This is a genomic window from Kitasatospora sp. NPDC008050, from assembly GCF_042957465.1.
GTDB lineage: Bacteria > Actinomycetota > Actinomycetes > Streptomycetales > Streptomycetaceae > Kitasatospora.
In genome coordinates, this window is sequence record NZ_JBIBIJ010000003.1 from 235,988 (window position 1) to 262,124 (window position 26,137).

At 72.2% G+C, this 26,137-nt stretch carries 25 protein-coding genes and 1 tRNA gene; 12 read left to right on the forward strand and 14 right to left on the reverse strand.

The window, feature by feature from the left end; genetic code table 11:
- Positions 1-46 precede the first annotated feature (46 nt).
- The 3 genes from ACFZB9_RS07960 to ACFZB9_RS07970 form a co-directional block, all read right to left on the reverse strand.
- The gene (locus ACFZB9_RS07960) at positions 47-655 is read right to left on the reverse strand and encodes a hypothetical protein (RefSeq protein WP_391444704.1); all 609 of its coding nucleotides are present in this window, start codon (positions 653-655) and stop codon (positions 47-49) included.
- Between the two features lie 644 nt (positions 656-1,299).
- A complete protein-coding gene (locus tag ACFZB9_RS07965) occupies positions 1,300-2,127 on the reverse strand; it encodes a MarR family transcriptional regulator (RefSeq protein WP_391444706.1) in 828 nt (275 codons plus the stop codon).
- A gap of 225 nt (positions 2,128-2,352) precedes the next feature.
- Positions 2,353-3,150: a helix-turn-helix domain-containing protein gene (locus ACFZB9_RS07970; RefSeq protein WP_391444707.1), complete on the reverse strand. Its 798-nt coding sequence runs from the start codon at positions 3,148-3,150 to the stop codon at positions 2,353-2,355.
- Between the two features lie 125 nt (positions 3,151-3,275).
- Here ACFZB9_RS07970 and ACFZB9_RS07975 point away from each other — a divergent pair, with 125 nt between their 5' ends.
- Positions 3,276-3,476, forward strand: a complete 201-nt coding sequence (locus ACFZB9_RS07975; protein ID WP_391444709.1) for a hypothetical protein — start codon at positions 3,276-3,278, stop codon at positions 3,474-3,476.
- A 126-nt stretch (positions 3,477-3,602) separates the two neighbouring features.
- On the opposite strand, the gene ACFZB9_RS07980 is transcribed toward ACFZB9_RS07975, so the two are convergent.
- A complete protein-coding gene (locus ACFZB9_RS07980; protein ID WP_391444711.1) occupies positions 3,603-3,764 on the reverse strand; it encodes a hypothetical protein in 162 nt (53 codons plus the stop codon).
- 30 nt (positions 3,765-3,794) lie between these two features.
- Positions 3,795-4,853: a hypothetical protein gene (locus tag ACFZB9_RS07985; protein WP_391445181.1), complete on the reverse strand. Its 1,059-nt coding sequence runs from the start codon at positions 4,851-4,853 to the stop codon at positions 3,795-3,797.
- Between the two features lie 420 nt (positions 4,854-5,273).
- Between ACFZB9_RS07985 and ACFZB9_RS07990 the strand changes: the two genes are divergently transcribed.
- Positions 5,274-5,681 carry a hypothetical protein gene (locus tag ACFZB9_RS07990; RefSeq protein ID WP_391444713.1) on the forward strand — a complete coding sequence of 136 codons (408 nt, stop codon included), beginning with the start codon at positions 5,274-5,276 and terminating at the stop codon, positions 5,679-5,681.
- 161 nt (positions 5,682-5,842) lie between these two features.
- On the opposite strand, the gene ACFZB9_RS07995 is transcribed toward ACFZB9_RS07990, so the two are convergent.
- The 3 genes from ACFZB9_RS07995 to ACFZB9_RS08005 all read right to left on the reverse strand — a co-directional run bounded on the left by ACFZB9_RS07995 (position 5,843) and on the right by ACFZB9_RS08005 (position 8,701).
- On the reverse strand, positions 5,843-6,118 hold the full coding sequence (locus tag ACFZB9_RS07995; protein ID WP_391445183.1) for a transposase: 276 nt from the start codon (positions 6,116-6,118) through the stop codon (positions 5,843-5,845).
- A gap of 158 nt (positions 6,119-6,276) precedes the next feature.
- Complete coding sequence (locus ACFZB9_RS08000) at positions 6,277-7,746, reverse strand: SMI1/KNR4 family protein (RefSeq protein ID WP_391444715.1); 1,470 nt, start codon at positions 7,744-7,746, stop codon at positions 6,277-6,279.
- Positions 7,747-8,611: 865 nt separating this feature from the next.
- Positions 8,612-8,701: transfer RNA gene (locus ACFZB9_RS08005), tRNA-Arg, on the reverse strand.
- A 168-nt stretch (positions 8,702-8,869) separates the two neighbouring features.
- Here ACFZB9_RS08005 and ACFZB9_RS08010 point away from each other — a divergent pair.
- Positions 8,870-9,466, forward strand: coding sequence for an HD domain-containing protein (locus tag ACFZB9_RS08010; RefSeq protein ID WP_391444717.1), 597 nt, complete (start codon positions 8,870-8,872; stop codon positions 9,464-9,466).
- Positions 9,467-9,510: 44 nt separating this feature from the next.
- On the opposite strand, the gene ACFZB9_RS08015 is transcribed toward ACFZB9_RS08010, so the two are convergent.
- The gene (locus tag ACFZB9_RS08015) at positions 9,511-9,987 is read right to left on the reverse strand and encodes a MarR family winged helix-turn-helix transcriptional regulator (protein ID WP_391444719.1); all 477 of its coding nucleotides are present in this window, start codon (positions 9,985-9,987) and stop codon (positions 9,511-9,513) included.
- A 178-nt stretch (positions 9,988-10,165) separates the two neighbouring features.
- Between ACFZB9_RS08015 and ACFZB9_RS08020 the strand changes: the two genes are divergently transcribed.
- Positions 10,166-11,149 (forward strand): alpha/beta hydrolase, encoded by a 984-nt coding sequence (locus tag ACFZB9_RS08020; protein ID WP_391444720.1) that lies wholly within the window; start codon positions 10,166-10,168, stop codon positions 11,147-11,149.
- Between the two features lie 48 nt (positions 11,150-11,197).
- Here the strand turns inward: ACFZB9_RS08020 and ACFZB9_RS08025 are convergent, their stop codons facing one another.
- The gene (locus ACFZB9_RS08025; RefSeq protein WP_391444722.1) at positions 11,198-11,674 is read right to left on the reverse strand and encodes a MarR family winged helix-turn-helix transcriptional regulator; all 477 of its coding nucleotides are present in this window, start codon (positions 11,672-11,674) and stop codon (positions 11,198-11,200) included.
- Positions 11,675-11,744: 70 nt separating this feature from the next.
- Between ACFZB9_RS08025 and ACFZB9_RS08030 the strand changes: the two genes are divergently transcribed.
- Positions 11,745-12,731, forward strand: coding sequence for an alpha/beta hydrolase (locus ACFZB9_RS08030; protein WP_391444723.1), 987 nt, complete (start codon positions 11,745-11,747; stop codon positions 12,729-12,731).
- A gap of 114 nt (positions 12,732-12,845) precedes the next feature.
- On the opposite strand, the gene ACFZB9_RS08035 is transcribed toward ACFZB9_RS08030, so the two are convergent.
- The gene (locus tag ACFZB9_RS08035; protein WP_391444725.1) at positions 12,846-13,724 is read right to left on the reverse strand and encodes a hypothetical protein; all 879 of its coding nucleotides are present in this window, start codon (positions 13,722-13,724) and stop codon (positions 12,846-12,848) included.
- Positions 13,725-13,868: 144 nt separating this feature from the next.
- Between ACFZB9_RS08035 and polX the strand changes: the two genes are divergently transcribed.
- On the forward strand, positions 13,869-15,584 hold the full coding sequence (gene polX / locus ACFZB9_RS08040) for a DNA polymerase/3'-5' exonuclease PolX (RefSeq protein WP_391444727.1): 1,716 nt from the start codon (positions 13,869-13,871) through the stop codon (positions 15,582-15,584).
- Positions 15,585-15,723: 139 nt separating this feature from the next.
- A complete protein-coding gene (locus tag ACFZB9_RS08045) occupies positions 15,724-16,794 on the forward strand; it encodes a YihY/virulence factor BrkB family protein (RefSeq protein WP_391444729.1) in 1,071 nt (356 codons plus the stop codon).
- A 48-nt stretch (positions 16,795-16,842) separates the two neighbouring features.
- Here the strand turns inward: ACFZB9_RS08045 and ACFZB9_RS08050 are convergent, their stop codons facing one another.
- On the reverse strand, positions 16,843-17,244 hold the full coding sequence (locus ACFZB9_RS08050) for a nuclear transport factor 2 family protein (protein ID WP_391444731.1): 402 nt from the start codon (positions 17,242-17,244) through the stop codon (positions 16,843-16,845).
- Here ACFZB9_RS08050 and ACFZB9_RS08055 point away from each other — a divergent pair.
- The 5 genes from ACFZB9_RS08055 (at position 17,215) to ACFZB9_RS08075 (ending at position 24,313) form a co-directional block, all read left to right on the forward strand.
- Positions 17,215-17,613, forward strand: coding sequence for a hypothetical protein (locus tag ACFZB9_RS08055; protein ID WP_391444733.1), 399 nt, complete (start codon positions 17,215-17,217; stop codon positions 17,611-17,613). The genes ACFZB9_RS08050 and ACFZB9_RS08055 overlap by 30 nt on opposite strands.
- Before the next feature lie 288 nt (positions 17,614-17,901).
- Positions 17,902-20,376: an ArnT family glycosyltransferase gene (locus ACFZB9_RS08060; protein WP_391444734.1), complete on the forward strand. Its 2,475-nt coding sequence runs from the start codon at positions 17,902-17,904 to the stop codon at positions 20,374-20,376.
- 321 nt (positions 20,377-20,697) lie between these two features.
- On the forward strand, positions 20,698-21,441 hold the full coding sequence (locus ACFZB9_RS08065) for a response regulator transcription factor (RefSeq protein WP_391444736.1): 744 nt from the start codon (positions 20,698-20,700) through the stop codon (positions 21,439-21,441).
- Between the two features lie 38 nt (positions 21,442-21,479).
- Positions 21,480-22,955, forward strand: coding sequence for a sensor histidine kinase (locus ACFZB9_RS08070; protein ID WP_391445185.1), 1,476 nt, complete (start codon positions 21,480-21,482; stop codon positions 22,953-22,955).
- 143 nt (positions 22,956-23,098) lie between these two features.
- Positions 23,099-24,313 (forward strand): glycosyltransferase, encoded by a 1,215-nt coding sequence (locus tag ACFZB9_RS08075; protein ID WP_391444738.1) that lies wholly within the window; start codon positions 23,099-23,101, stop codon positions 24,311-24,313.
- Between the two features lie 136 nt (positions 24,314-24,449).
- Here the strand turns inward: ACFZB9_RS08075 and ACFZB9_RS08080 are convergent, their stop codons facing one another.
- Complete coding sequence (locus ACFZB9_RS08080; RefSeq protein WP_391444740.1) at positions 24,450-25,376, reverse strand: SURF1 family protein; 927 nt, start codon at positions 25,374-25,376, stop codon at positions 24,450-24,452.
- Positions 25,377-25,486: 110 nt separating this feature from the next.
- Positions 25,487-26,068: a TetR/AcrR family transcriptional regulator gene (locus ACFZB9_RS08085; protein WP_391444742.1), complete on the reverse strand. Its 582-nt coding sequence runs from the start codon at positions 26,066-26,068 to the stop codon at positions 25,487-25,489.
- Positions 26,069-26,137: the final 69 nt, after the last annotated feature.

Below are 26,137 nucleotides of genomic sequence, written 5' to 3' on the forward strand. Positions count from 1 at the left end.
ACCGGGCCAGGCTGTCAGACCGTCATGGCCCCACCAGGCCAGGTCGTCAGACCGTCAGGATGACCGCCTCCATCCGCAACGACTGGCCGGTGGTGCCCACGAAGGCGTTCTGGCCGGCCGCCGCGCAGACGGTCGGCTGCCAGCCGATGTTCTGCACATGGGCCTGGGCACACACACTGCCGCTGCTGACGCCGATGCCCAGCGCCTCCATCCGCAGGGACTGGCCCGTGGTGCCGACGCCGACGGCCGTACCGTCACCCGCGCAGACCCAGTTCTGCCAGCCGATGTTCTGCACGTGGGCCTGGGCACACACGCCGCCGACACCGGAGACGGCGATGGTCAGCGCCTCCATCCGCAGGGACTGGCCCGTGGTGCCCGCCATCTGCCCGTCGCAGACCGCTGCCTGCCAGCCGATGTTCTGCACGTGAGCGGCGTAACAGATGTGCCGGCCGGTGTCGTTGGGGTGCGTGACCGCCTGCTGCCGGACGGCCGTCAGCACCTCGGCGCGGGCCGCCGCGTCGGAGGTGATCGCGCTCGCGCGCGGCGCGGCCGGGCTCGCGGTCGCCGCCTGGGCGGGGGCCGCCAGCGAGGTCAGGCCCGCCACCAAGAGCGCGGCGCCGAGCAGGCCGGCAGCGGAGCGTCGGGTTCGCTTCATGTGTGGTGTCTCCACTCTTGTCGGGTCGATGTGAAGTGGACACGCCAGATGCTATCCGCGGCGGCGCCGAAGACAACCACGATTGCACATAATTCCCTTACAAAACAAGGCACTTCAGCACCACTGGTGAAGGACTGACACAGTGGCGCCACGGATGCCGATCCCACCACTCCCCGGCAGGTGATCCCGACCGCGCCCGGGGTCCGTGCGGAGCTCGGTGAGGCTCCACCGGACCTTCAAGCCCGCGAAGCCCTGTCCGACGGGCGCGTCCAGCGGCCAGTACGCGGCAGGCCTGCCCATGCACCGAGCTGAGCCTGCGGGCACGCGTGGCCTTGAAGCCGGCGACCACGAGCAGGCCATCAGGGCCGTCAGAGGCGACCTCATCAAGGCAGATCCACCAGCCGCGCGACACACCCACCACATCAACAGGGCCATCGTCGCCCCGTGCGTCACCGCATAGGACGGCCGGGCGTCGAGCACCCCCCGGCAGACCCCTGGCCCCACCGGGACGGCGCCACGCTCGACTGCCTGGCCCTGCGCTGGCCCGGCGCGCCCGGCTGACGGAACCTCGGTCGCCTTCCCGGCGCCACCACAGCCCCGGCAGCGGTCGCGCCGCGCAGCCGCGTCCGGTCAGCCGCTGCTCGTCACCGCGACCCCGCGGCCACCAGCGTCGCGGTGATGGGTTCGAGCTCGGCGACCAGCTCGCCGAGCTCAGCGGGAGAGAGGGCGTCGTACGGCGGGGCGGCGAGTTCGTCGGTATGGGCTTCAATGCGCTCTTTGAGCTCGCGGCCGGCATCGGTGAACCGGCCGTCGGCGTCGACGAGCCCGCGCTCGCGCAAGCCGCCCATGACCGCGGCCAGCCGCTCCTTCGGCAGGTGGTGGAGGCGCCCGAACGAGTCCGGCGGGTGGATGCCCCGCGCCAGCGCATCGAGCACGTGGGCCTGCGTGCCGCCGATGCGCGCGCCGACGAGAGCAGCGACGTGCCCGTCACCGCGGTGCTCGCGCAACATGGTCGCGGAGTGCCACAGCCGGGCGACCGGGTCGCTCGGCACCGCGAGGGTGCGCATCCCGGCGTACATCACCCGACCTTCTGTGGGCGCGTTCGTCGCGGCTTTGGTGGTCAGGTCGGCGGCGCGGACCAGGCCCGGGGAGCCGGCCAGCTCGTCGCCGAGGATCCGCCGTACGGAGGCCACGCTGCCCCGCTCCCGCGCGGCCACCGACGCCTCGGGCGGGATCGTCTCCCACGCGCTCGGGATATGCCGCGCGGCCTCCCCGTCGGCGAAGCTGTAGAAGGCCGCGTGCACGACCTGCGCCGGCACCCGCCCCAGCGGCGCGGCGCGGCTGGCGAAGTAGCCGTCCCAGTAGGTGCGGTGGCCGAGCGCGGCCAGCTCCTCGTTGCACTCGTCGGCGAAATAGGTGACCAGGCAGATCGGCTCCAGGAGCTCGAACATGCGGCGGGCGGTGTGGGTCATGGCCTCCATCATGCCTGCGCTCACGCCCCGTGGAGCAGTACGGGCGGCACCAGATCAGCCGGACCGCTGCCAGGGCCGGCCTGGTCGGTCGAGGGTGGGCGCAGCCCATCGCGTCAGCGACACCGAAGGCGCACCTGACGGGGCAAGCCGGGCCGCGAGGAGGATCATCGGGGCGACCAGAAGCGGCGCAGGCAGCAGGTGCGGCTCGGGGCTCCCGGGTACGGCTCAGAGAATCGCGTGGAAGGCCCGGCTGAGTCGCTCCGCCTCCCCGAACATCTCCATCCGTTCGGCGGTGGGCAGTTCCACCCGACAGTAGCCCTTCACCTCGGCCCGCAGTCCCTCCGGCATGTCAACGGCATCGCTGAGATAGAACAGCTCGGTCCGCGCACCTTCGATCTCCGGGGCCGACGGCCACTCCGCCGCCGCGACAAAGGCGATGCCCTGCAGGAGCTTGCCCACCAGGAACCAGCGGAACTCGGCGCGCGAGGTCCGCTCCTCCACCAGGCCGATCACCTCGTCCAGCATGCCCGAGTACGCGGTCAGGACGACCAGGCCGGCCTCGTCCGCCTGCTCCAGCCGGGTCCTGATCTCACACAGCGGCGCGGTTTCGGCCTCCTCCAGGCCGATCAGCCGAAGCGCGTCCAAGAACTCCGCGAACGGGCCGGACCCGCTCAGCTGGAGCGCGACAGCACTGCCGATGGCACAACCGGCCCGGAAGAGGGCCAGCAGCCGGTTCTCGGCGGGCCCGAGCACCCCGGGGCCCGCCGGAGCCGGGGCTTCCCCAACCGCGATGCGCCGCAGATTGAGCAGGACGCCTGTGTCCAAGCCCAACGCTCGGGCCAGTGCCGTGACCGTTTCCGCTCTCGGCACCGGCCCTGCGAAGACGTTATGGATGGTGCCACGGCTCACCTCCGCCCTCCGGGCGAGCTGGGTCTTGTCCAGGCCCATGCCGGCCCGCTTGTCGTCCAGCTGCCTACGCAGCTCGACGAGCGCCTCCTCAGGCCCAAGGTTCTTCGTGCTCACACGCCCCCCAGCATCGGATGTCCACCGGTGTTCAGGTGTACAGCTTTGTCCAGATCAACCTTGTTCAACACCGATTCCAGGAAAGTCGGTCACGTCAACGCCCCGACCTCTGCTGGGAGATCGCTGTGAATCACGTCGCCGTCGTCCTGCTCACCGCCGCCCTGGTCATCGTGCTCGCCCTCCTGGTCGGCGCCACCGCGGGCGTGCTCGCCCGCCTCGACGGCACCACCTACCCCGCCGCGTTCGCCCGCGCCGGCGCGGCCTTCGCCGCGGTCCTCGCCCTCGCCGCCGCCATCACCGGCGTGCTCGCCCAGGTCCTCACTTGAGAAAGCATCCGCCGCAATCCGCTTGCGGTGTATGCTTTTTCGCTCTTCAGGCATGGTGTGCGGGGTCGGGTGGCAGGGTTTCGGCGTCGGGTTGTCGAGGCTGGAACGGGGTGTGCGATGCCGCCGTCACCGCTGGGGCTGCTGGGGCTGCTGGGGCTGCTGGGGCTGCTGGGGCTGCTGGGGCTGCTGGAGGAGCGTCGGGAGGCCGCCCGAGCCGCTCATCCATGCCGGCCCCGGCAGCAGGTCCCGCACTGCCGCCCACTCGGAGTCGGCCTCGACAACCTCCAAGCTGCACGATCCGAACACCCTGAACAGCTCCTAGAACGGGCGGGCGTACGGCTGAGCCTTCACGCGGTCGTAGATCCCGCGCAGCCACGGCTGACGGACCGCAGGCAGCCGTGCCAGCGTGTGGAGGAACACCCCCGAGTCGGGCCGGAACAGTCGCCATGGATGCATCGGCAGCGGATCGTCGCGGAGGACACCCTCGGGCGTTCCGCCCGTCACGGGGACCAGCGAGCGTTCGTTGTGGAAGGCCAGATACATCCACACGTCGGCGGCCAACGGCACGGCAACTGCGGTGCCGGACGGCTGCCATGCCCTCCCCGTCTGCGGATGCCGTGGCACCAGAACGATGTCGGGGGCGAGGTCGGGTGCAGGCAGAGCCGGTCCGGCCAGGGCCACTCTCTTCGCCGGCGGCCCCGGCGGGAACAGCGCATCGAGCGCGCGGCCGAACGTGTTCGCGGCGAGGCCGTCAGGGACGGCCACGGGGGTACCGGCCGAGGCCGCCAACAGGTGGGCCAGCGCCGCCCCGGCGGCCGCCTCCCACCGTGGGCTCCATACCCCGGGCGGCTCGATCGGCGGCGTCTCCTGTCGTTCCTCCACCAGCGTCTCCCAGGCGACTGTCCGGCGGGCAGGAGCATCGGTGGGCAGGCGGCGCACAGCGTCCGGGGCGAGCCGCACCGTCTGCCAGTACGAACAGTCGTCGATGCGGGTCGCCACTGCCTGCCCGCACTGCGCGCACGCCAGGTTCGGGCCGTCCCTCCCGTCCAGCCCCATGCAGTAGCCGTCGCATCGCTCCGGGATCAGGACGGTGCCGCGGGTGTCACCCGGCGCGAGGACGATCGCTCCCGGCGCCCCGAAGGACAGGGCGGAAACCGGCGCGAACACGCTGCGGGCCTCGGCTTCGTCCGCCCCGATCTCGCTCCACAGTCGCCATGGGGGCCCGGAGGGCTCCGGGTCGACGGCGTACGTTCCCGGTTCCATCAGGGCCGGGAGCAGTTCATGTCCGTACGTCTGGCGGGCATGGACGGGAAGCGCAATCCGCGACACGGCGGCGGTCAGTACGGCGCCGCACCGCGCACACGCAAAAACGACCATCGGTCCTCCCCCACCCCTGGAGACCGGAAGTATCCCGGCTCGGTGATCGACCGCCAACACCTTTTCAGGACCGCAGCGTGACCGAACCGCCGGGCCGGCGAACTGTCACTCGTGAGAGGCTGGATGGCATGGGCGGAGCATCGGACGATCAGGATTCGCGGGACTTTCTGGCGGCACTCAACGTCGGTGACCTCTGCCACGGGACCGCAACAGATGTCACTCGCGGGGTGGCCGTGACCCTGGACGGTTTCCCCGCGCGCCCGCTGGGGGCGGTCGACCCCTTGGACGTCGCGGCATGCGGTCGTTCAACGTCCACCCTCGGCACGACCGCAGTGCCACATCGGTGTCTCCTGAGTCGGCGTACGCGCAAACCGTCGGGCCGCACGGACACGTGCCGATACGTACCGATACGCTGACGCCATGTCAGCCAAGCCGAACCAGAGCCACGCCTCTGACGGGGAGCCGCTCGACCTGGTCGACGAGGGTTCCTCGGACAGCGTCGGTGTCATCCCCAACATGACCGCCGAGACCGACGACCACTCCTTCGACTGTCTGCCCACCGTTCCCGATGAGAGAGACCTCGGCCCCATCGGCGCCCTGCCCGTCGGTATGGCGGAGATCGCGACTGGGCTGGGCGCGGCTGCTACTGCCGTGAGCGTGGTCGCGAAGGCGAAGATCGAGGCCCGTGCCGAGGTACGCAAGGCCGAGATCGAGGCTGAGGTGCGGCGCTTGGAGATCACCGAGGAGACGCGACGCGAGCAGATGCGCCTCGACGCTGAGCGTCCAGCCCCTACGGCGATCGGGCATCAGAGCCGCGAACAGGGGTGACGGCCAGACCGACTCAAGGATCCACCTGACAGCGGATTCAGGACGGCCGGCCTGCCGTCCAGGAGACCTGATGATGTGCCCTCTGCTTGCGGACGGCCGACCTCACTCCGCTCTTGGTCGCGATGAGGTGCATGATTCTCCGATCACAAGGTGCGCGGCCATCATTGCGTACACCGACTGTGGGTGGGGGCGGTTGCCGTGCAGGCCGTACCGACTCGGTTCAGGCTTTCGGATGAGTAGTGCTTCGCGGTCCTGTGGGCACGCGTCACGACCTTGACCGCTTCGGCGTCGGCAGTGTCCCCGGAGACCGGGCGGAACTGGTGAGAGTCGGTGCGCACCATGTCGGCGAGCGTGTGCGCATCGGCCGCGTCGCTCGTGGCCCCCGGGGCCGCCAGGCGTTCCCGGGGACGTCGTGACGGGGTGTGCTGCGCAGGCAGTTCGCCGCGTCAGTTGGGTGACGCTGGTGCGCTCCCGCCACCCCGACCGGAGCCGCCGCAGCCAAGGCCCGGCCGCGGGGCACCTTCGCCATCCAGTTCTTCGGCCAGCCCAGCAGGCGTCGGGGCACGAGCGGATGGCCCAGCCCGCCCGAGTGCCCCTACTTCTCCAGCGCCGCCGCGAACGACTCCAGCACCCCCAGCCAGCTCGACTCGATCACGTGCGACGGAGTGCCTTGGTCCGCGTAGACGATCTGCCCGTGGACGCCGGCCCGGCCCGGGTCGAGGTCCAGCATGATCAGCGAGCCGTCGGGCTCCGCGGCGAGCGGCAGCCAGCCCGGGCGCCAGCCCCAGTCCCGGCGGATCTCGTCGTCGGGCTCCTCACTGGTCCAGCTCGCCCCCAACTCATCATAGGCGGACAGCAGTTCGTCCAAGCTCCAGTGCTCGGCGCAGCCGATCACCTCGACGCCGGTCAGCAGCACGCTGCTGTGGATCGCCAGCGAGGCAGCGAAGTCGACCGGCAGCGTCACGCCCAACTCCCGTTCCACCTCGCCGATCCGCTCCGGGGTGACGGGAGCGCCGAGTTCCACTGCGAAGCCCTGCAGCCCGGCTTCGATCCGACTCCAGGCCGCCGCCACCCGCGCCCGGATCCGCGCGTTCTCCGCCTCGTCCGGCACCACCCTGGCCGGCGGGGCCTCGGGGTCGGCCACCCCGGCCCGGCGCAGCCACTTCTCGGCGGCGGTCTGCTCGTCCTCACCCAACAACCGCAGCCGGGCGGCCGCCCGCCAGCGCAGCACTGCCGCACGCTGCTCGTCCTCGATCAGGGTGAGCAGCGTGCGCCGCAGCGCAGCGTGGTGCTCCGGGCCGGCCTCGAACACCAGGCTCGGCACGTCCTGCGGCTCTACCAGGCCGCGTCGGGCCAGCAGTTCCTGCGGCGCGAGCGCCAGCGAGGCCAGCGCGATCGCCACGGCGTCCGGCACGAACCCCGGGTCCAGCCCGGTCAGCGGCCGGGCCAGCTCGCCCAGGACCAGCCCGCGGGCGAGTGCCTGGTCGGCCGCCTCGCGCGCCGCACGGTGCGTGTCGGGTCCGAGGGTCAGCAGCGCCCGGATCGCGCCGATCGCCTTCCAGCGGTCGCCCGCGGCGGCGATCGCCTGCTGTGTCTCGATCGCCTCGGCCCGCTGCGCCGGTCCGAGCAGCGCATAGCTCCGCGCGTAGCCGCTCTGGTAGACGGGGCTGCACTCGCGATAGCGGGCCGCCGCGGCCGGGATCTCCGCCGGGTCCAGCACGGCCAGCGCGATCAGGGTGCGCACCGGCTCATAGCCCTCGGGCCACTCCCGGAGCATCGGGTTGTTGCGGACCACCGGGTCGCTCTGCGGGTCGGCGAGGTAGCCGCGCAGCCGGCCGGCGGCCGGCTCGCGCCGTTCCGGAGCCAGCTCCAGCAGGGCGCGGCAGACCTCGGCCCGGGCGTCGTCGCCGTGGTCCAGCAGGTGCTCCAGCAACCGGCCGACGGCGAGCCGACGCGGGTCCCAGGTATGCAGGCCACGGGCCGCAGCGAGTACGGCGGCGGTGTCCGCGACCGGTCCCTCGGGCAGCAGCAGAGCCGCCGGGCAGTTCCGCTCCACCTGGGTCATGCGCACCACATTCCTTACATCTCGCCGGTGTTGACCGATACCGGGAAGAACGTAGAGCCCGGGACTGACGGTTCGCCCTGACGGACCGCCACACCCCGGTTGATCACCGGCACACCAGAGCGCCGCACCGGACGAGGTCGAGGTGGTGGTTGACCCTGCGCGGCTCGGCGCTGCGGGCCCGGCGCCGCCCGGCCGCCGGAGGCGATCGCACACCTCTACTCCACGGCTATTGCGTGGATAGAGGTGTCGTCGACGCCAGAGGGCTTGCCCATACGGTCCGAACTGCACAGGCTCCGGCGCCCTCATCTGGGGGACTGCAACTTCTCCTGCAATTTCTCCTGCAACGGCGCTGCAACTGCCGGTGCAACCATCCGACCACCGGTTCACGCACCTGCCGGAGCAACCCCTCACGTCGCGAGCACCCGCCCGCCCGTGTCCGGCGCGGCCCTGGCCTCGGGGCGGTCAGCGGCTCCTCTGGCGCTGAGCGGCCGGGCCGACTCGCATGACGCCGCCCGGTTCGGCCACTGCGGATGCCGGGAGCCCGCCCAGGAGTCCGGAGCCTGCCCGGCGTGGCTTGCCCAGGCCCTCTCGGCCGGGTGCGGGCTTGCCCAGGAGGGCTTGCCCTGGCCCCGCGCAGATGGGCAAGGCAGATGGGCAGGCCGGTGACCTGGTCCGTTGGTGGTACGGGCAAGCCTTTGGGCAAGCCGGTAAGGACCGTGGCAGGCACGGGATTCCGAGAGGAGCGTGCCGTGCTCGACCTGTCCCTTCGTCCCGTCGCCGCCGAGGAGCCCTTGCGGTGCGGGGCCTGGTGGCGGTTCTGCCCGGCGGGTTCGCCGGGCAGAACCGCCACCGGGCCCACGCCAGGCGGAGAAGGCAGGATTCGAACCTGCGTGGGCTTGCGCCCGACCGGAGCCAGGCGCCCCGGTCCCCGATCAACCACTCCGGGCACCTCTCCCCGGGACCGACCCGCTTCGCTCTCGCTCCCTGCGGTCCGTCCCTGTGCCACCAACCATGGCCCACCCCGCTGACCCGACGCTGACCCCGGCCTGACGCAGTCGTCGTCCTTCCGCCGTGTCGGCCACCATGCGATTTCCCGGTACCGGACCGTTGCTACGCTTCCACGATGATCCTTCCGACCGTCGAAGAGGTGCGTGCGCTGCACGAGAAGCACGCACCGACGCGCGAGGCACTGGACCTGGTGCTCACCCACTGCGAGATCGTCTGCGGCATTGCCGAGCAGCTGCTGGCCCGTACCGGCCTGCTGCTCGACGCCGAACTGGTGCGGGTCGGAGCGCTGCTCCACGACATCGGGGTCTACCGGCTCTACGACGGCGACGGCCGGCTCGACCACCGCGGCTACATCCGCCACGGGGTGCTCGGCCACGAGATCCTGCGCGAGGAGGGGTACCCGGAACGCCTGCGCCGGTTCTGCAGCTGCCACACCGGCGTCGGCCTCAGCCGGCACGACATCCGCGAACAGCAGCTGCCGATACCCGAGGCCGACTACCTCGCCGAGAGCGCCGAAGAACAACTCGTCATGTACGCCGACAAGTTCCACAGCAAGACCACACCCCCGACCTTCCTCACCGCCGACACCTACGCCGCACACGTGGCACGGTTCGGGCCTGCCAAGGTCGAGGCCTTCGACCTGCTGCGCACCCGGTTCGGAGAACCCGACCTGACCTCCGCGCGCGAACGGTACGGCCACCCGCAGTCCTGAGCGCTGGTGGCGGTCAGGACTGCGGCGCCGACTCCCTCAACCTGTCAGGCCCGGTCGGTGCGGGCCGTGGTGACGTTGGCGGTCAGGCGTCGCAGGAGGCTCCTGGCGTCGCTGAACTCCTGCGGGGACAGGCCCATGGCGTCGCCGATGGCGGTCGGTACGGTGCGGGCGCGTTCACGCAGGTCGGTGCCCTGTTCGGTGAGGATGACCCGGACGGTGCGCTCGTCGTCGGGGCGACGCTCGCGGCGCACCAGTCCGGCCGTCTCCAGGCGCTTGATCAGGGGCGTGAGGGTCCCGTAGTCGAGCTGCAGCGCGGCGCCGATGTCCTTGATGGGGACGGCGCCGTGCTCCCACAGCACGAGCAGGACCAGATACTGCGGGTAGGTCAGCCCCAGGTCCTCCAGGAGCGGGCGGTAGCTGTTGGTGACCGCGCGCGAGGCCGCGTAGAGGGCGAAGCAGAGCTGGTCGTCCAGCAGGAGCGAGAACTCCGGCCGGCCGGCTGGGAGGTCGTCGCCGTCCATCGCGGACTCCTTCGGGGCTGGGGCTACCTGAACAGCTGATCATATCCAGAGCGATGACGCGATTCCAGCGCGCCCACTTTACTTGTGCACAAGTTAATCGTGTCATAGCCTTCTGGCGGCGGAGACACAGGGCTCTCCGGTAGACCGGTTCACCCGCACCCACGACGAGGAGACCACCATGGAGGAGACCACCGTGTCCGAGTACACCCCCACCGCCCCGGTGCTGGAGGCCGCGGCCGCCGCGTTCGCGGCCGACACCGCCAACCCGCCCCACCTCAACGACATCGGGCCGATCGAGGGCCGCAAGGCGGTGGACGAGGTGCAGTCGGGCGAGACCGTCCTGCCGGAGGTCGACGAGGACTGGGTCACCGTGGTCGGCGGGCCGACCGGCGAGGTCAAGGTCCGGCTGGTGAAGCCCAAGGGCGCGAGCGGGACACTGCCGGTGATCCTCTACATCCACGGCGCGGGCTGGGTGTTCGGCAACGCGCACACCCACGACCGTCTGGTGCGCGAACTGGCCGTCGGCGCGGGGGCCGCGGTGGCCTTCCCCGAGTACAGCCTGTCCCCCGAGGCACGCTATCCGGTGGCCATCGAGCAGAACTACGCCGCCGCCCGCTGGATCGTCGACCACGGCGCCGGCAAGGGCCTGGACGGCAGCCGGATCGCGGTGGCCGGCGACTCGGTCGGCGGCAACATGGCCGCCGCCCTCACGCTGATGGCCAAGGAGCGCGGCGACGTTCCGCTGAAGCAGCAGGTCCTCTTCTACCCCGTCACCGACGCGTCCTTCGACACCGCGTCCTACCACCAGTTCGCCGAGGGCTACTTCCTGCGCCGTGACGGCATGCAGTGGTTCTGGGACCAGTACACGACCGACCCCGCCCAGCGCGCCGAGATCACCGCCTCCCCGCTGCGCGCCACCACCGACCAGCTCACCGGCCTCCCGCCGGCCCTGGTGATCACCGGCGAGGCCGACGTGCTGCGCGACGAGGGCGAGGCCTACGCCAACAAGCTCCGCCAGGCCGGCGTCCCCGTCACCGCCGTCCGGTACCAGGGCATCATCCACGACTTCGTGATGCTCAACGCCCTGCGCGGCACCCACGCCGCCCAGGCCGCCATCACCCTGGCCGTCCGGACCCTGCGCGAGGCCCTGCACACCGCCTGACCGCACCTCGTTTCGACATCACGGCCGGCGCCGACCTCCTGATCGGCGTCAGCCTGTGGGCGTGCCGATCTGGTCGCGTTCCAGGACGGAACGCAGTTCCGACAGGACCCGCGCGGCGGCCGTGACGGGGGACGCCTTGAGTGCGCCTGCGATCAGCTCGGCCAGCCGCTCGGTGAAGGTCTCTTCTGCCGCGTCGACCAACTGCAGTCCGTCGTCGGTCAGTTCCAGTAGTGACGACCGGCGGTCCGACGGGTTCGGCAGGCGGGCAACCCATCCCTGCCGCTCCAGGCGGTCGACGCCCTTGCTGGTGGCCCCGATGCCGACGGCGAACTCGGCGGCCAGGTCCGCCACCCGGGCTCCGGGGTGGTCACGGAGGTGGCGCAGGAACTCGAACTGCGACGTGACGATCCCGTGCCGCTCGCGAAGACGGTCGTTGAGGGCGTTGTACAGACGTGTCTCGCATCGGACGAGGTCGGCGAAGAAGCTCGGGAGGTCGATCGTCTCACCGCTCACTTTGGATGCCATGGCATATAGTCTACGTTAGATGCCAAGGCATATAGTGCTGAGGAAGTTACTTGCGACAGGAGCGGACATCATGAGCAAGGAACAACGCGCGCAGGTCGACGCGATGCTGCGACAGCCCCGGCCCGACAGCCCCCGGTCGGTCGAGGCGATGCGCGCCGGATTCAAGGCGATGATGGCCCAGATGGCCGTCCCGGGCGGCCTCCGCACCACGAGGACGACGCTCGGCGACCGACCCGCGCTGTCCGTCGAGTCCCTCGAATCCGTCAACTCTGTCGAGGCCGTCGAGGCCGTCGAGGCCGTCAACTCGGTCGAGCCGGGCAGCGGGACGCACCCTGGGACGATCCTGTACTTCCACGGCGGCGGCTGGGTGTTCGGCTCCCCCGAGACCGCGCTGTCGCTGACGGGGAACCTCGTGGCCAGGACCGGGTTCAGGGCGTACTCGCTGGACTACCGGCTCGCCCCCGAGCACCCGTTCCCAGCCGCGATCGAGGACGCACTGAGTGCCTACCGCGCCCTCCTCGACCGCGGCGAGTCCCCTTCGGCCATCGCGTTCGCCGGGGACTCCGCCGGCGGCGGCCTCAGCGTCACCGCCTGCCTCGCCGCCCGCGACGCCGGTCTCCCGATGCCCGCCGCGATCGTGGCCTTCTCCCCCGGCCTCGACGCCACCCGGACGGGCGAGAGCATGGACAGCAAGGCGGGCGTCGACCCGTTCTTCACCCGCGAGAGCCTGGGACACACGGGGGCCATGTACCTGGCGGGAGCCGACCCGCACCAGCCCATGCTCAGCCCCGCCGTCCTCGCCGACCTGACCGGCTTCCCGCCGATGCTGCTCCAGGCGGGTACCAACGAAGTGCTCCTGGACGACTCCACCCGCCTGGCCGCCCGCGCCCGCGCAGCCGGAGTGGACGTGATCCTCGACATCACCGCGGACGTGCCCCACGTGTTCCAGTCCTTCGCCGGCGTTCTCGACGAGGCCGACCAGGCACTGGACCGCGCGGCCCTCTTCCTCACGCAGCACCTCCACGCGCCCGACACCGCGGCCGGGTCGGCCCGGTGAAGGCGGGTGCCCGGGAGCCGATGAGTTCGACGCCCGGGCACCCAGCCGGTCGGGGGGCCGGTCAGACGGTCAGCCGAACAGGGCGATCACCGGCGTCGACAGGACGTGCCGAGGTCAGCGGGCGCCCGGTGCTCCGGCGGTGGCCGGCGTGAAGATCCCCTCGGGGTAGGCGCCGTTGGCCGCCGAGGTCGCGCTCAACTGCGCGGCGATCTCGGTGAGTCGGGCGACCGCGTCCTCCCCCAGGCGGCGGTAGGGGGCGTCGGCCAGCCGGTCGGTGCGGTCCTCGACGTCCTGGCGCAGCTGTCGGCCCGCCTCGGTGAGGGCGCCGTCCGCGTCCAGCAGGCCGCGCTCGCGCAGCCGCTCCTCGGCGGCGCTCCACTCCTCCTCACTCCAGCCGCGGGTGCGTCGGGCCATCTCCGGGAGGAATCCCTGGCCGGTCGCGGCGTAGCTCACCAGGGCTTCGAGGCCGTCGAGTTCGGCGTCGAGCAGGGCGGCGAGGTGGCCGTCGCCGCGGTGCTCGCGCAGCAGGGTGATGGCATGCCAGAGCGCGAGATGCGGCTCCTGCGGCACCGGCAGGGCCGCGTGCGCCGCGTAGAGCGGGCGGCCCGAGGGAGTGCAGGCCTCGGCGGCGCGCAGCGCCAGCTCGGCGGCCTCACGGACCTCGGGACCGGCCATGGTCTGCGCCCCGAGCGTGCGCTGCTGTGCGGCGTCGACGGCGCGCAGACGCGCGGCCAGTACGGCTGCCGGGGTGGTGATGTCCCAGGCGCGCGGCAGGTTGCGGGCGATCAGGGCCGGGTTGAAGTTGTAGAAGGCGGCGGTCACCGTGGCCGCGCCTACCGCTCCCATGGCCGCCGACCGGCTGGCGAAGTAGCCCATGGCGGCGTCCGAGAGGCCGAGGGTCTGGAACTCCGCCTCGGCCTCCGGCGCGAAGTAGAGCATCGAGTGCAGCGGTTCGAGCTTGCGGTAACAGGGTCTACTGCGGACTAAGGTCATGGCGGCACCGTACGCGATCATGCGTAGGGTGACCAGGTTCCCTGGGCCTGGCCTCCTCGCGGGCGTCGGTGCCCGCGTCGGTGCCCGCATCGGTGCCCGCGTCCGCGGCCTGCCGGGGCCGGGACCGGTACCTAGACTGACCGTATGGCCCGTCTCAACGACGAGGTCGAGGCACTGCTCCAGGAGTACTCCGACCTCATCCTGCTGACCGGCGGTGACGCCTACCGGGCGCGGTCCTACCAGAAGGCCGCCCGGGCGGTCGGCGGCCACCACGAGGATCTCGCCCGCCTGGACGCCAAGGGGCTGCTGGAGATCCCGAGCGTCGGCAGGTCGATCGCCGAGAAGATCACCGAGCAGCTCACGACCGGGCGGATCGGGGCGCTGGAGCAGCTGCGCGCCAAGGTGCCCGGCGGTCTGCGCGAGATCATGGCGATCCCGACGGTCGGCCCGAAGAAGGCCGCGCTGATCCATCGGGCGCTGGGCATCTCGACCGTCGACGAGTTGGTGGAGGCGGCGCGGGGCGAGCGGCTGAACGATGTGCACGGGCTCGGCGAGCGCAGCGCCGAGAACATCCTGCACGGCATCGAGCAACTGCGGCAGGGCGGCGGGCGTACCCTGCTGAACCTGGCGACCGAGCTCGCCGAGGCGCTGGTGGGCGAGCTGTCCGGGGTGCGGGGCTGCGTGCGGTGCGGCTGGGCGGGCTCGCTGCGCCGGTTCCGGGAGACCGTCGGTGACCTCGACATCCTCGCCGCCGCCAAGGACTCCGCCGCGCTGATGGCCGCCGTCATCGAACTCCCGGACACCGCCGAGGTGCTGGTCAACGGCCCCACCAAGACCTCGATCCGCACCACCGGCGGCCTCCAGGTGGACCTGCGCGTGGTGCCGCCGGGGGACTGGGGTGCGGCGCTGGTCTACTTCACCGGGTCGAAGGCACACAACATCAAGCTGCGCGCCCGGGCGATCAAGGCCGGGCTCAAGCTCTCCGAATACGGGCTGTTCGAGGTGGAGAGCGGCGCGAAGCTGGTCTCGCGCACCGAGGAGGAGGTGTACGAGGCACTGGGCCTGCCGTGGATCCCGCCCACCCTGCGCGAGGACCGCGGCGAGATCGAGGCCGCGCTGAACGGCGAGTTGCCGCAGCTGGTGACCGAGCGGGACATCCGCGGCGACCTGCACACGCACACCGACCTGACCGACGGCCTGGCCCCGCTGGAGGAGATGCTGACGGCCGCGGCCGAGCACGGCCACGCCTACTACGCGGTGACCGACCACGCCCCGAACCTCGCCATGCAGCGGATGACCGAGGAGAAGATGCTCGCCCAGCGCGAGCAACTGCGCGCGCTGGGCGACCGATTCGGCCGGATGCGGCTGCTGCACGGCACCGAACTCAACATCGACCTGGACGGCGCGGTGGACTGGCCGGCCGAGTTCCTGGCCGGCTTCGACTTCTGCGTGGCGTCCATCCACTCGCACTTCACGGCCGACCGCGAACAGCAGACCCGCCGCCTGATCCGGGCCTGCGAGAACCCGCATGTGCAGATCATCGGCCATCCCACCACCCGGCAGCTGGGGCGCCGGCCCGCCATCGACGTCGACCTCGACGCGGTCTACGCCGCCTGTGCGCGCACCGGCACCGCGTTGGAGATCAACGCCTCGCCCTCGCGCCTCGACCTGGGCGACGAGCAGATCCTGGCCGCCCGGCGGCACGGCGTCCGGTTCGCGGTGAACACCGACGCCCACGCGATCCCGCACCTGGCCAATCTGCGCTACGGAGTCGGCACCGCCCAGCGCGGCTGGCTCACCAAGGACGAGATCGTCAACGCCTGGCCGCTCACCCGCCTGCGGCGCTTCCTGAAGCACTGACGAACGCCCGCCTGACCGGCGGGACAGGTCGACCGCGGGACAGGTCGACCGGCGGGGCGGGTCATCGGTCGGTGGCAGCCCGGACCGGCGGGGCATCGCTCGGTGTGTCGGCCCCGCGTGAGCGGGCAGAAGCGTCGATGTGAACCCGTTCGAACGAGCTGTGCGCTTCCTGGACCGCCTCCAGCAGCGCCACCGTGCGCCGGGCCTGGCGGTCGGGGTCGTCAAGAAGTACGGCGACGACCGCGGCGGGCTGCTCGCCGCGCTGATCACGTACTACGGCTTCGTCGCCCTGATTCCGCTGCTGCTCCTGCTCAGCACCGCGCTGGGCTTCGTGCTGCACGGCCACCCCGGGGCCCAGCGGGCGGTGCTGGACTCCGCACTCGCCGACTTCCCGATCATCGGAGACCAGCTGCGCCAGAACGTCCACTCGCTCCAGGGCAACGGGCTGGCGCTGGCCATCGGCGCGCTCGGGCTGCTGTACGGCGCGCTCGGCATCGCGCAGGTGCTCCAGCACGCGATGGCCGAGGTCTGGAGCGTCCCCGGGGTTCAGCGGCCGGGTTACTGGCCCCGGCTGGTCCGCAGCCTGCTGCTGTTCGTGGTCCTTGCCGTCGGGCTGCTGCTGACCACCGCGGCGGGCGCGCTGATCGGCACCGACCTGGCCGGAACGCCCGCGCGCGTCGGCGGTCTGGTCGTCTCCGCCCTGCTGAACGTCGCCCTGTTCCTGGCGTGCTTCCGCGTGCTGACACCCAAGGAGGTGCCCACCCGGGCGCTGTGGCCCGGCTGCGTGCTCGCCGGCCCGCTGTTCACCGTCCTGCAGGCCTTCGGATCGCTGCTGGTCACCCACGAGCTGCGACACGCCGATCAGGTCTACGGCTTCTTCGCGACCGTGATCGGCCTGCTCTCCTGGCTCTACCTGGCCGCGGTGGTCACCGTGTACGCGGCCGAGGCAAACGTCGTGCTCTTCCGCCGGCTGTGGCCGCGCAGCATCCTGCAGCCTCCGCTCACCGACGCCGACGAGCGGGTCCTGGCCTCGGTCGTGCGCAAGGAGAGGCGCCGCCCCGAGCAGCGCGTGGCCGTCACGTTCCGCGACGGACAGGGCCCGCCGGCCGACGGTGCGGAGGAGGAGGACGGTGGGGCGGAGGAGGACGGTGGGGCGGAGGAGGAGGACGGTCGAGCCGGACCTGCGGGTCGTCCAGGCCGGAGGTGCTGAACCACGGGCACGGCAGCTGAATCACGGGCACGGCAGGCGGACTGAAGGCTATGCCGTGGTCAGCCCGGCAAGAAGGTCGTGGACCATGTCGAAGGCGATCGCGCCGTCGAACGGGTTCGAGTAGGTGCGCGACCAGATGATCAGCCCCTCGCGGACCCGGGCGATCATGACGATGTCGAAGGTGAACCGCCTTCCGGTGGCCACGACCCGGCCGTTGAGCCGGTACTCGCTGACGACAACCTCAGGGTCGGCCGTCTCGTGGATGTGGACGTTGTCCACGGAGTCGAACTCCTGCAGCCCGACGGCCTCCCGCAGATGGGCCCGGAACGCTTCGCGCCCCGCCTCCTGTTGCGGTGCCCCCGGGGGCAGGAACGGCATCTCGAAGACGGCGTCCTCAAGGAGGCACTCTTCGAGGCGGTCGTGGTCGAGCACCTCGAACAGCTCACTCACGACGCGCGCGCCGCTCTGCAGGCCGACGAGGCAGGATCGGCGTTCTTCGCCTTCCTGATCCGGATGACCAGCGAAGCCGACGCCAAGCAGGACCTCGCCGATGCGATCGCCGGCGCAGGGGCGAACCTGGGGAGTGCGACCGTGCAGCTGGCTGCTGACCTACGGGAGATCTTCGCGGCGATGCTGGAACGGGCCCAGCGGGCCAACGTGGTGAGGGCCGACGTGGACGCCGCAGATGTGCAGGCGATCGTCCTGGCCGCGCTCACCGCTCGCCGCCGGCGTGCCGACACGGACCGACCCGACCGTCTCGCGGCCCTCGTCTTCGACTGCCTGCGCCCCAACGATCCAGTCGCACACCCGCAGAGATAACCCGTCAGGTCACCGGGCAGCGGCGAACCCGGACCTCCTCCGCGGCTTCAGGCAGCTGACCGTCACAGGATCCACCGCGCCGTCCACCCCCGAAAGGAGTGACGAACCAGACCACTTGGCTGTCGGGTACCGCCAGATGCCTGGCAGGTACCCGCCAGGACTCCCCCAACTTTCTCATGACGCTCTCCCGGTCGGCTCAGCGGCAGCGGCGAGAGTGGACCGGCGTTCCGGCAGCGGGATACCCGCGTACGCCTCGCCGGCTCGTCTTCCCGACCCGTGAAGGACGTCATGACGCACAGCGCCGAGGCCACCCAAGTGGCCGCCTCCGGTTCCCGCTCCCAGCCGCTCGCCTCCGTGACGCGCGGCGGCGGCCGTGCCCGCTGGGAGTTCTGGAGATCGCCCGCGGAGCAGCCCCGGTGGGCGCGGCCGATCCTGCTGGCCATCGCCGCCTTCGCCACCGCGCTGTACTCCTGGAACATCACCACCGCCGGCTACGCGCTCTTCTACAGCAACAGCGTGCGCAGCATGTCGGTGAGCTGGAAGGCCTGGCTCTTCGGGGCGATGGACCCGGGCGCCACGATCACGCTGGACAAGATCCCCGGTTCGTTCGCGGTCCAGGCCCTGTTCGCGCGGGTCTTCGGGTTCCACCAGTGGTCGGTGACGCTGCCCCAGGTGATCGAGGGCGTCATCGCGGTGCTCGTGCTCTATCGCGTCGTGCGCCGCTGGGCCGGGCCGGCCGCGGGCCTGATCGCATCGGCCCTGTTCGCCCTCACTCCGGTGGTCGCCTCGATGTTCGGGCACTCCATGGAGGACGGCGCGCTCACCTGCTGCCTGGTGCTGGCGGCCGACCGGTTCCAGGTCGCCGTGACGCGGGGACGGCTGCGCTCGCTGGTGTGGGCCGGGGTGTGGGTCGGCGTCGGCTTCCAGATGAAGATGATGCAGGCGTGGATGGTGCTGCCGGCCTTCGGGCTGGCGTACCTGGTGCTGGCACCGGGGCGGGCGCGCCGGCGCCTGTGGCACACGGTGGTCGCGGGCGCGGCCTGCCTGGCGGTGTCGGTGACCTGGGTGGCCATGATGGAGCTGGTGCCCGCCAAGGACCGGCCGTACGTGGACGGTTCCACCAACAACAGCGCTATCGCCATGGTCTTCGGCTACAACGGGCTGGACCGTTTCGGGATCCACCTCCCGGGCGCGGTGGAGAGCATGTTCACGGGCAACTCCCCCAGGGGGCGCGTGCCGGGCGGCGGCGGTGGGCAGGGCAGCGGCAGCGGTGGGCAGGGCGGCGCCGGTGAGCAGGGCGGCAGTGGGCAGGGCGACGGCGGGCAGGGCTCCGGCCCCTCGGCGCCCTTCGCGGGCGGCTCCTCGACCGGTGGCGCGGGGGCGCCCGGTTTCGGCGGCGGCTCGGCGCCTGCGCTCGGCGACGGTTCCGGGATGCCCGGTGGAGCGCCGGGCGGCAGCGGGAGCACCCAGGAGGCCGGCGGCCGGGGTCTGCCGGGTGGTAGCGGCGGCGGGATGCCGGGCGGTCCCGGGGGCAGCGGCTCGCACTGGCTGAAGCTGTTCGAGGGCCGGTTCGCTCCGCAGATCGGCTGGCTGCTGCCGTTCGCCGCCCTCATGATCGCCCTGGGGCTCTCCCAGCGGCGCCGGGCGGAGCGCACGGACGTGCTGCGCGGCGGTTTCGTCACCTGGGGCGCCTGGCTGCTGGTGGTCGGTCTGATCTTCAGCGACATGAGTACCATCCCGCACACCGCCTACATGGCCACCCTGGCACCCCCGATCGCGGCGCTGTGCGGCGCGGGGACGGTGCTGCTGTGGCGCACCTACCGCGAGGGCGGGCGCGCGGCCTGGCTGCTGCCCGCGGTCGTGGCCGGGCAGGCGGCCTGGACCTGGCACCTGTGGTCCGGCTTCGCGGACTTCGCGCCGTGGCTGCGTTGGCTGGGACCGGTCGGTGCGGCGGCGGGCGTCCTGCTCCTGGTCCTCGGCCGGATCAGCGGACGCACCCGGACCCGGGTGGCCACGGTCGGCGCGGTGGTCGGCCTGGCCACGGTGGCCGTCGGTTCGGCGGCCTGGGCCGGCTCGGCGTTCGACGCCACGTACGACGGCAGCGCCTTCGACGCCGGCGCCGGCCCGCAGAGCACGGGGATGGGCATGGGCATGGGGACGGGTCCGGGCACGGGTCCGGGCCAGGGGAGCACCATCGCGAAGGAGTTCAAGGACGCCTACGGCTCGGGCCGCGGGGGCGCAGGCGCCACCCGGACCAGCGGTGACAGTGCCGGTGGCGGTGCCGGTGGCGGTGGCGGTGGCGGTGGCGGTAGCTTCGGCGGTCCCGGTGGCCCCGGTGGCATGGACCCGAGCGACAAGCTCACCGGCGACCAGCTCAAGCTGTGGAACTACGTCAAGGCGCACCAGGACGGCGCCGAGTACCCGCTGGCCACCATCGGCTGGTCAGCCGCCCAGCCCTACATCCTGGCCACCGGTGAGAAGGTCCTGCCGATGGGCGGCTTCTCCGGCCAGATTCCGCAGCCCACCCTGAGCGCCTTCACGGCGCTCGTGCGGCAGGGCAAGCTCCACTTCGTGCTGAGCGGAGGGGGCGGCATGGGAGCGATGGGAGCGCTGGGAGGCACGGGCGACGGCTCGGCGGCGGACAGCAGCAGTACCCGGATCAGCGCCTGGGCGACGGCGAACTGCACCGAGGTCCCCGCCCAGGACTACGGGGCCACCGCCACCGACGGGGGCACCCTCTACCGTTGCGACACCGGCGCCTGAGCCGTAACGGCGGGCGCCGACCCACCGTGGGCCGGGCGGCGCCGAGCAGGCCGTGGCCGTCTCAGATCGTCCGGTTACAGTGTTGGCTCGCCGCGGCCCGGCCAGGCCCTGCCCGGTCCACCACCGCCCGGCTCGCTCCTGCCCGCCGGGCGGTCCCCCGGTCCATCCGTCCCCCGGTCGATCCCTCGCCCGGTTCCCCGGTTCCCCGGTTCCCCGGTTCTCCGGCAGGGGCCTCGGGCCGGTGCGGTCCCACCGGATCAGCGGTCCCACCGGATCAGCAGCACCCGACAGCCCCCGGGCACGAGGAGGTCATCGCCAGGCATGGCGGAACATCACGCACACAAGGACGGGTACCGCCTGCTGGTGGTCGAGGACGAGCCCGCGATCCGGGCGCTGCTGGAGTCCGCGCTACGTCTGGCCGGCCACACCGTCAGCAGCACGGACACCGGACGCTCGGCCCTGGTGGAGATCGAACGCCAGGCCCCGTCCCTGGTCCTGATGGACGTGATGCTGCCGGATCTGGACGGCTTCGAGGTGACCCGGCAACTGCGCGCCGCCGGTGACGACACTCCGGTCCTCTTCCTGACCGCCCGCACCGACCTCGGCGACCGCATCGCCGGGCTGCGGGTCGGCGGGGACGACTACGTGAGTAAGCCGTTCAGCATCGAGGAGGTGCTGCTGCGCATCGACGCGATCCTGCGCCGCGTCTCAGGCACCGACAGCGCCGCCGCTCCGGCACCGGAGATCCTGCGCTACGCCGACCTCGACCTGAACACCGAGGCCCACGAGGTCCACCGGGCAGGGCAGTACATCCCCCTCTCCCCCACCGAGTTCAAGCTGCTCGCGTATCTGATGACCAACGCCGGACGGGTGGTGAGCAAGGCCCAGATCCTGGACCACGTGTGGTCCTACGACTTCAGCGGGGACGACCGCATCGTCCTCACCTACGTCAAGTACCTGCGCCGCAAGGTCGACTGCTTCGATCCGCCGCTGATCCAGACCGTGTGGGGCGTCGGCTACTGCCTGCGGCTGCCCCGGGAGCAGGCGGGAACGGAGCCCTCGTGAGCATCTCCGTCAGCCGCTCGCTGCGCGGCCGCCTGATCATGGGCGTGACCGTGCTGGCCACCATCGCCGTGCTCGTCTCCCAGTTCATCGGCTACCAGGTGCTGGGCTCCTGGCTGACCGGCCGGGTGGACCAGCAACTGCGCGGCCTCCAGCCGCCGCCCACCATGTTCCACGACCCGCCCGTCATGGCGGTCCCCCGGCCGCAGCCGCCGGGCGCGGGCGCGGGCGACCCGCTGCCGTCGGACTTCCGGATCTACTTCTACGACGCCTCCGGGCAGTTGCTCGGCCAGAAGATCGGCGACCCGGGCAAGCCCGGCCCCCGGCTGCCCGGGCGGCGCACGGACCTGGACCTGAGCGTGGGCAGGCCGACCACCCTGGCGGCGGTGTCCGGCTCCGGCCACTGGCGGGTCCTGCTGCAGAACGGCCCCGACGGCTCCGGCAGACTGGCCGCCCTCCCGCTCGACACCGTGGAGGGCGCGATGTCCAAGTTGCTGTGGCTGGACGTCGCCGTGCTCGCCGTCACCGCCCTGCTCCTGATCGCGGCGGGCGGCTGGGTGGTGCGCCTGGGCCTGCTGCCGCTCACCCGGATGGAGAGGACCGCCCAGGCCATCACGGAAGGCGAGTTGGACCTGCGGCTGCCGGACACCCACCCGCGTACCGAGGTCGGCCGGCTCGGCCACGCCCTCAACACCATGCTCGACCGCCTCCAACAGGCCCTGCGCGCCCACGAGGCCTCCGAGGCGCGACTGCGCCGCTTCGTCGCCGACGCCGGCCACGAGCTGCGCACCCCGCTCACCGCCATCAAGGGCTTCGCCGAACTCGCGCTGCGCCACCCCCAGCCACCCGACCAACAGCGTCAGGCGCACCGCCTGGTCGCCCAGAACGCGGAACGCATGAGTCTGATCGTGGACGACCTCCAGTTGCTGGCCACCCTGGACCGCGAGCCCTGCTACGAACGCGAACCGGTCGACCTGCTCTCCGTCGGCGCCGACGCCGTCAGCACCGCCGCACTCCACCACCCCTCCCATCCGATCGGCCTCGGGCCCCTGCACACGCCCGGCGATCCGACCGGCTCGCGCGAGCTGGAGGTGGTCGAGACCGTGGGCGACAGCCACCGGCTGCGGCAGGTGGTCGCCGCGCTGCTCGCCAATGCCCACACCCACACCCCGCCCGGCACCCGCATCCACATCCGGGTCGGCAGCACCCGGGCCGGCGCGCGCACCGGCGGCACCGACCGGCCCGGCCGCACCAGCGCCTCGCCCGGCCTGCCACCGGACACCCCCGTCGACGTCATCGAGGTCGCCGACGAGGGCCCGGGCATGGACCGCGGCCACGCGGAGAAGGTCTTCGAGCGCTTCTACCGCGCCGACCCCTCCCGCTCCCGCCTGCACGGCGGCAGCGGCCTGGGCCTGTCCATCGCCGCCGCCATCGCCGAGGGGCACGGCGGGCGCCTCGAACTCGACACCCGCCCCGGCCAGGGCTGCACCTTCCGCCTCGTGCTGCCACACACCTGAGCCGCACCTCTGGGCCGCACGCCCTGGGCCGGACACCTGAGCCGCACCTCTGGGCCGCACGCCTGGGCCGGACACCTGAGCCACCCGCCTGGGCCGGGCGCCTGAGCCACCCGCCTGACAGGTCGGCAGGGAAGAATCGCGCCATGCGGATTCTGATCGTCACTGCCGGCTCACGAGGCGACGTCGCGCCGTTCACGGGCCTCGGCCGGCGCCTGCTGGAGGCGGGGCACCAGGTTGCCGTGGCCGCTCACCCGCCCTTCGCGCCGCTGGTCGAGGCGTGCGGACTGGAGCACCGGCCGCTGCCGGGAGATCCACAGGAGCTGATCCGCGCCAGGAGCCGGGCCGCGTCCCCCGAGGAGGCCCGGGCGCTGATGGCGGGGTCCCTGGACGCACTCGCCGGGGGCGTGGTGGAGGCCGTCGCGGGCGGAGCCGACCTGCTGCTCACCGCCTTCGGCCCGTCGGCGCTCAGCCAGGCGGCAGGGGATGCGTTCGGCGTACCGGTGGTCGGCACCTACCTCGCCCCTGCCTTCGCCACCAGGGAGTTCCCGCTGGTCGGCGGCCGGGGCGCCGAGGACCTGGGGCCGGAGGGCAATCTCGCCGCCGGCCAGGCGCTGCTGAGGGACGGGGAGGCACTTGTCGCGGGCGTCGCGACCCGGCTGCGCGACCGCCTCGGCCTGCCCACCACGATCGCCTCGCCGCTGCTGGGGCGTACCCGGCCGGTCCTGCACGGTTTCAGTCCCCTGGTGGTGCCGCGCCCGGCGGACTGGCCCTCGGGGGTCGATGTGGCCGGCTACTGGTGGCCTGCCCGGCCGCAGGGCTGGCAGCCCCCGGCCGACGTCGTCGACTTCCTCCAGGCCGGTCCGGCTCCGGTGTTCATCGGCTTCGGCAGCATGGCACCGGGCGAGGGCGAACGGCTCGGCGAACTGGTGGCCGCAGCGGTGCGGCGGGCGGGTGTGCGCGCCGTGGTGCAGGCGGGCTGGGCCGGGTTGGGAGGAACGGGCGACGACATCCTGGCCGTCGGCGACCTGCCCCATGACTGGCTCTTCCCCCGGATGGCCGCCGTCGTCCACCATGCCGGGGCCGGCACCAGCGGAGCCGGCCTGCGGGCCGGGGTCCCCGCCGTACCGGTGCCCGTGATGGCCGACCAGCCGTTCTGGGCGGCCCGCCTGCACCATCTGGGCGTCGCCCCTCGGGTGCTGCCGTTCTCCGACCTCACCGCGGAGCACCTCGCCACCGCGATCACGGCCACCCGGGCGGAGACCGTCCGACGCCGGGCCGCCGACCTGGCCCGGCAGTTGGCGGCCGAGGACGGCGCCGCTCCGGTACTCGCGCTCATCGACGAAGGATTCGGGCGTTAGCGGAGCGGCCCCGAGCGTCCGGCGTCCCGCCGTCCCCGGCAGCGGGAAGACCTTGGGCGCGGGTACGCCGAGGCCCTGTGGCGGCACGGGTGGGGTGCCGGCACAGGGCCTCGGTGTGTGGCCGGCGCGGGTGCGGCTAGCGCGGGGCGGGGTCCGGCTCGGCGGCCGGGACCGGGGCCTCGTCGGTGTCCGGGGCGCGGTCCCGGTCGGTGTCGGGGCCGAGGCCGGGGCCGTCCGTCGGATCGTCCGGGGTCGGGCCGGCCGCGGCGGCGGCTTCGTCGGCGGCCTGCTTCTCGCGGGCCTCGCGGATGTCGCGGCGGAGCAGGACGACCCAGCCGGTCGGGATCAGCGCGGCGAACAGCCACCACTGGACCGCGTACGGCAGGTGGACGCCCTGGCCGACCACCGCGTCGTCGTTGGTGGTGGTGACGTTGGGCGACGGCACGTGCTCGGCCTCGTCGGCGGCCGGCGGGGTGGGGCTGGTGGAGACCAGCTCCAGGTAGCCCGCGACCACCGGCTGCTTCAGGCGCGTGGCCTGCTCGCCACTGTTGATCCGCATGAACATCCGGGCCGGCAGGCCGCTGAGCTCGCGGCGGAAGGTCTCGTCGGGCCGCAGCCGGCCGGTCACGGTCAGCTCGCCGGAGGGGGCCGGTGGCACCGCCGGGTAGCTGGTGGCGTCGCCCGGCGAGGCGACCCAGCCGCGGTTGACCAGCACCAGGTCGCCCGAGCCGGTGACCAGCGGGGTGATCAGGTAGTAGCCGACCGTGTCACCGGCGGCATCGGTGCGCTGGCGGACCACGAACTCGCCCGCCGTGTCGTAGTGCCCGGTCGCGGTGACCGGGTGGTACGTCTCCGCGGTGGGCACGGTCCCGCCCGGGTGCGAGATGACGTCCATCGCGACCGGTGGCGCCTTCATCGCGGTGGAGGTCACGGCGTTCTGCCGGTTGGTCTGCTCGTAGCGGTGGTACTGCCACCGCCCGAGCAGGACCATCGCCGGGATGATCGCGAAGAAGACGAGGGTCAGGGCCACCCAGCGCCGGGTCATGAGGATACGGAACAGCACCGGGTGACCGTATCTCGCTTTACCTCTCCGTCACGCACCGGCCCCGACACCGTGTACCGCACCGGCCCCGACTCGGCGTACCGCACCGGTGATGCGGGGAGCCGGAGTGCCTATCGTCGTTCGGCACCCGGCTCTCGGGCGGGCAGGCCGCGGAGAAGCGTGTCGAGGAACAGGTCGAAGCGGGGTGTGCTGTCGCCGAGGTCGAGGGGGTGTTCCTGGACGGCGAGCCAGCCGGCGGTGGAGGTGATGAAGATGTACCAGCTCTGCTCGGCCAGGTCCGGGGGGACTCCGGCGTCGGTGAAGGCGGTGATGACGCTGCCGCGGAGCCGCCCGAAGGTGCGGGTGGTGTGGCGGTGCGGTCGCGAGATGCGGGTGGCGTAGCCGGGCAGGGCCAGGAACTGGTCGTGCATGCCCCAGGCGAGGTGCGCGAGCCAGGGCCGCCAGTCACCGTCGGGTGGGCCCTCGGCGGGAAGGATGCGCTCGACCATGACCTCGTTGATGGTGTCGAACAGCTCGTCGCGGTTCTTGACCCAGCGGTAGAGCGCGGCGTGGGTGACCCCGAGGCGGGCGGCGAGCTCCCGCATGGTCAGGGTGTCGAGGTTCCCGGCCGAGATGGCGGCGTCGACGATTTGCTCGCGGCTGATCTGCGCGGGGCGTCCCCGGCGTGAACGGGTTGTCGGGGCATCGGCCATGGCCAGGACTATACGGATCCGGCCGGCCGGATCTCGCTGCGACCATTTAAGTGACCAATGGTAACTAAT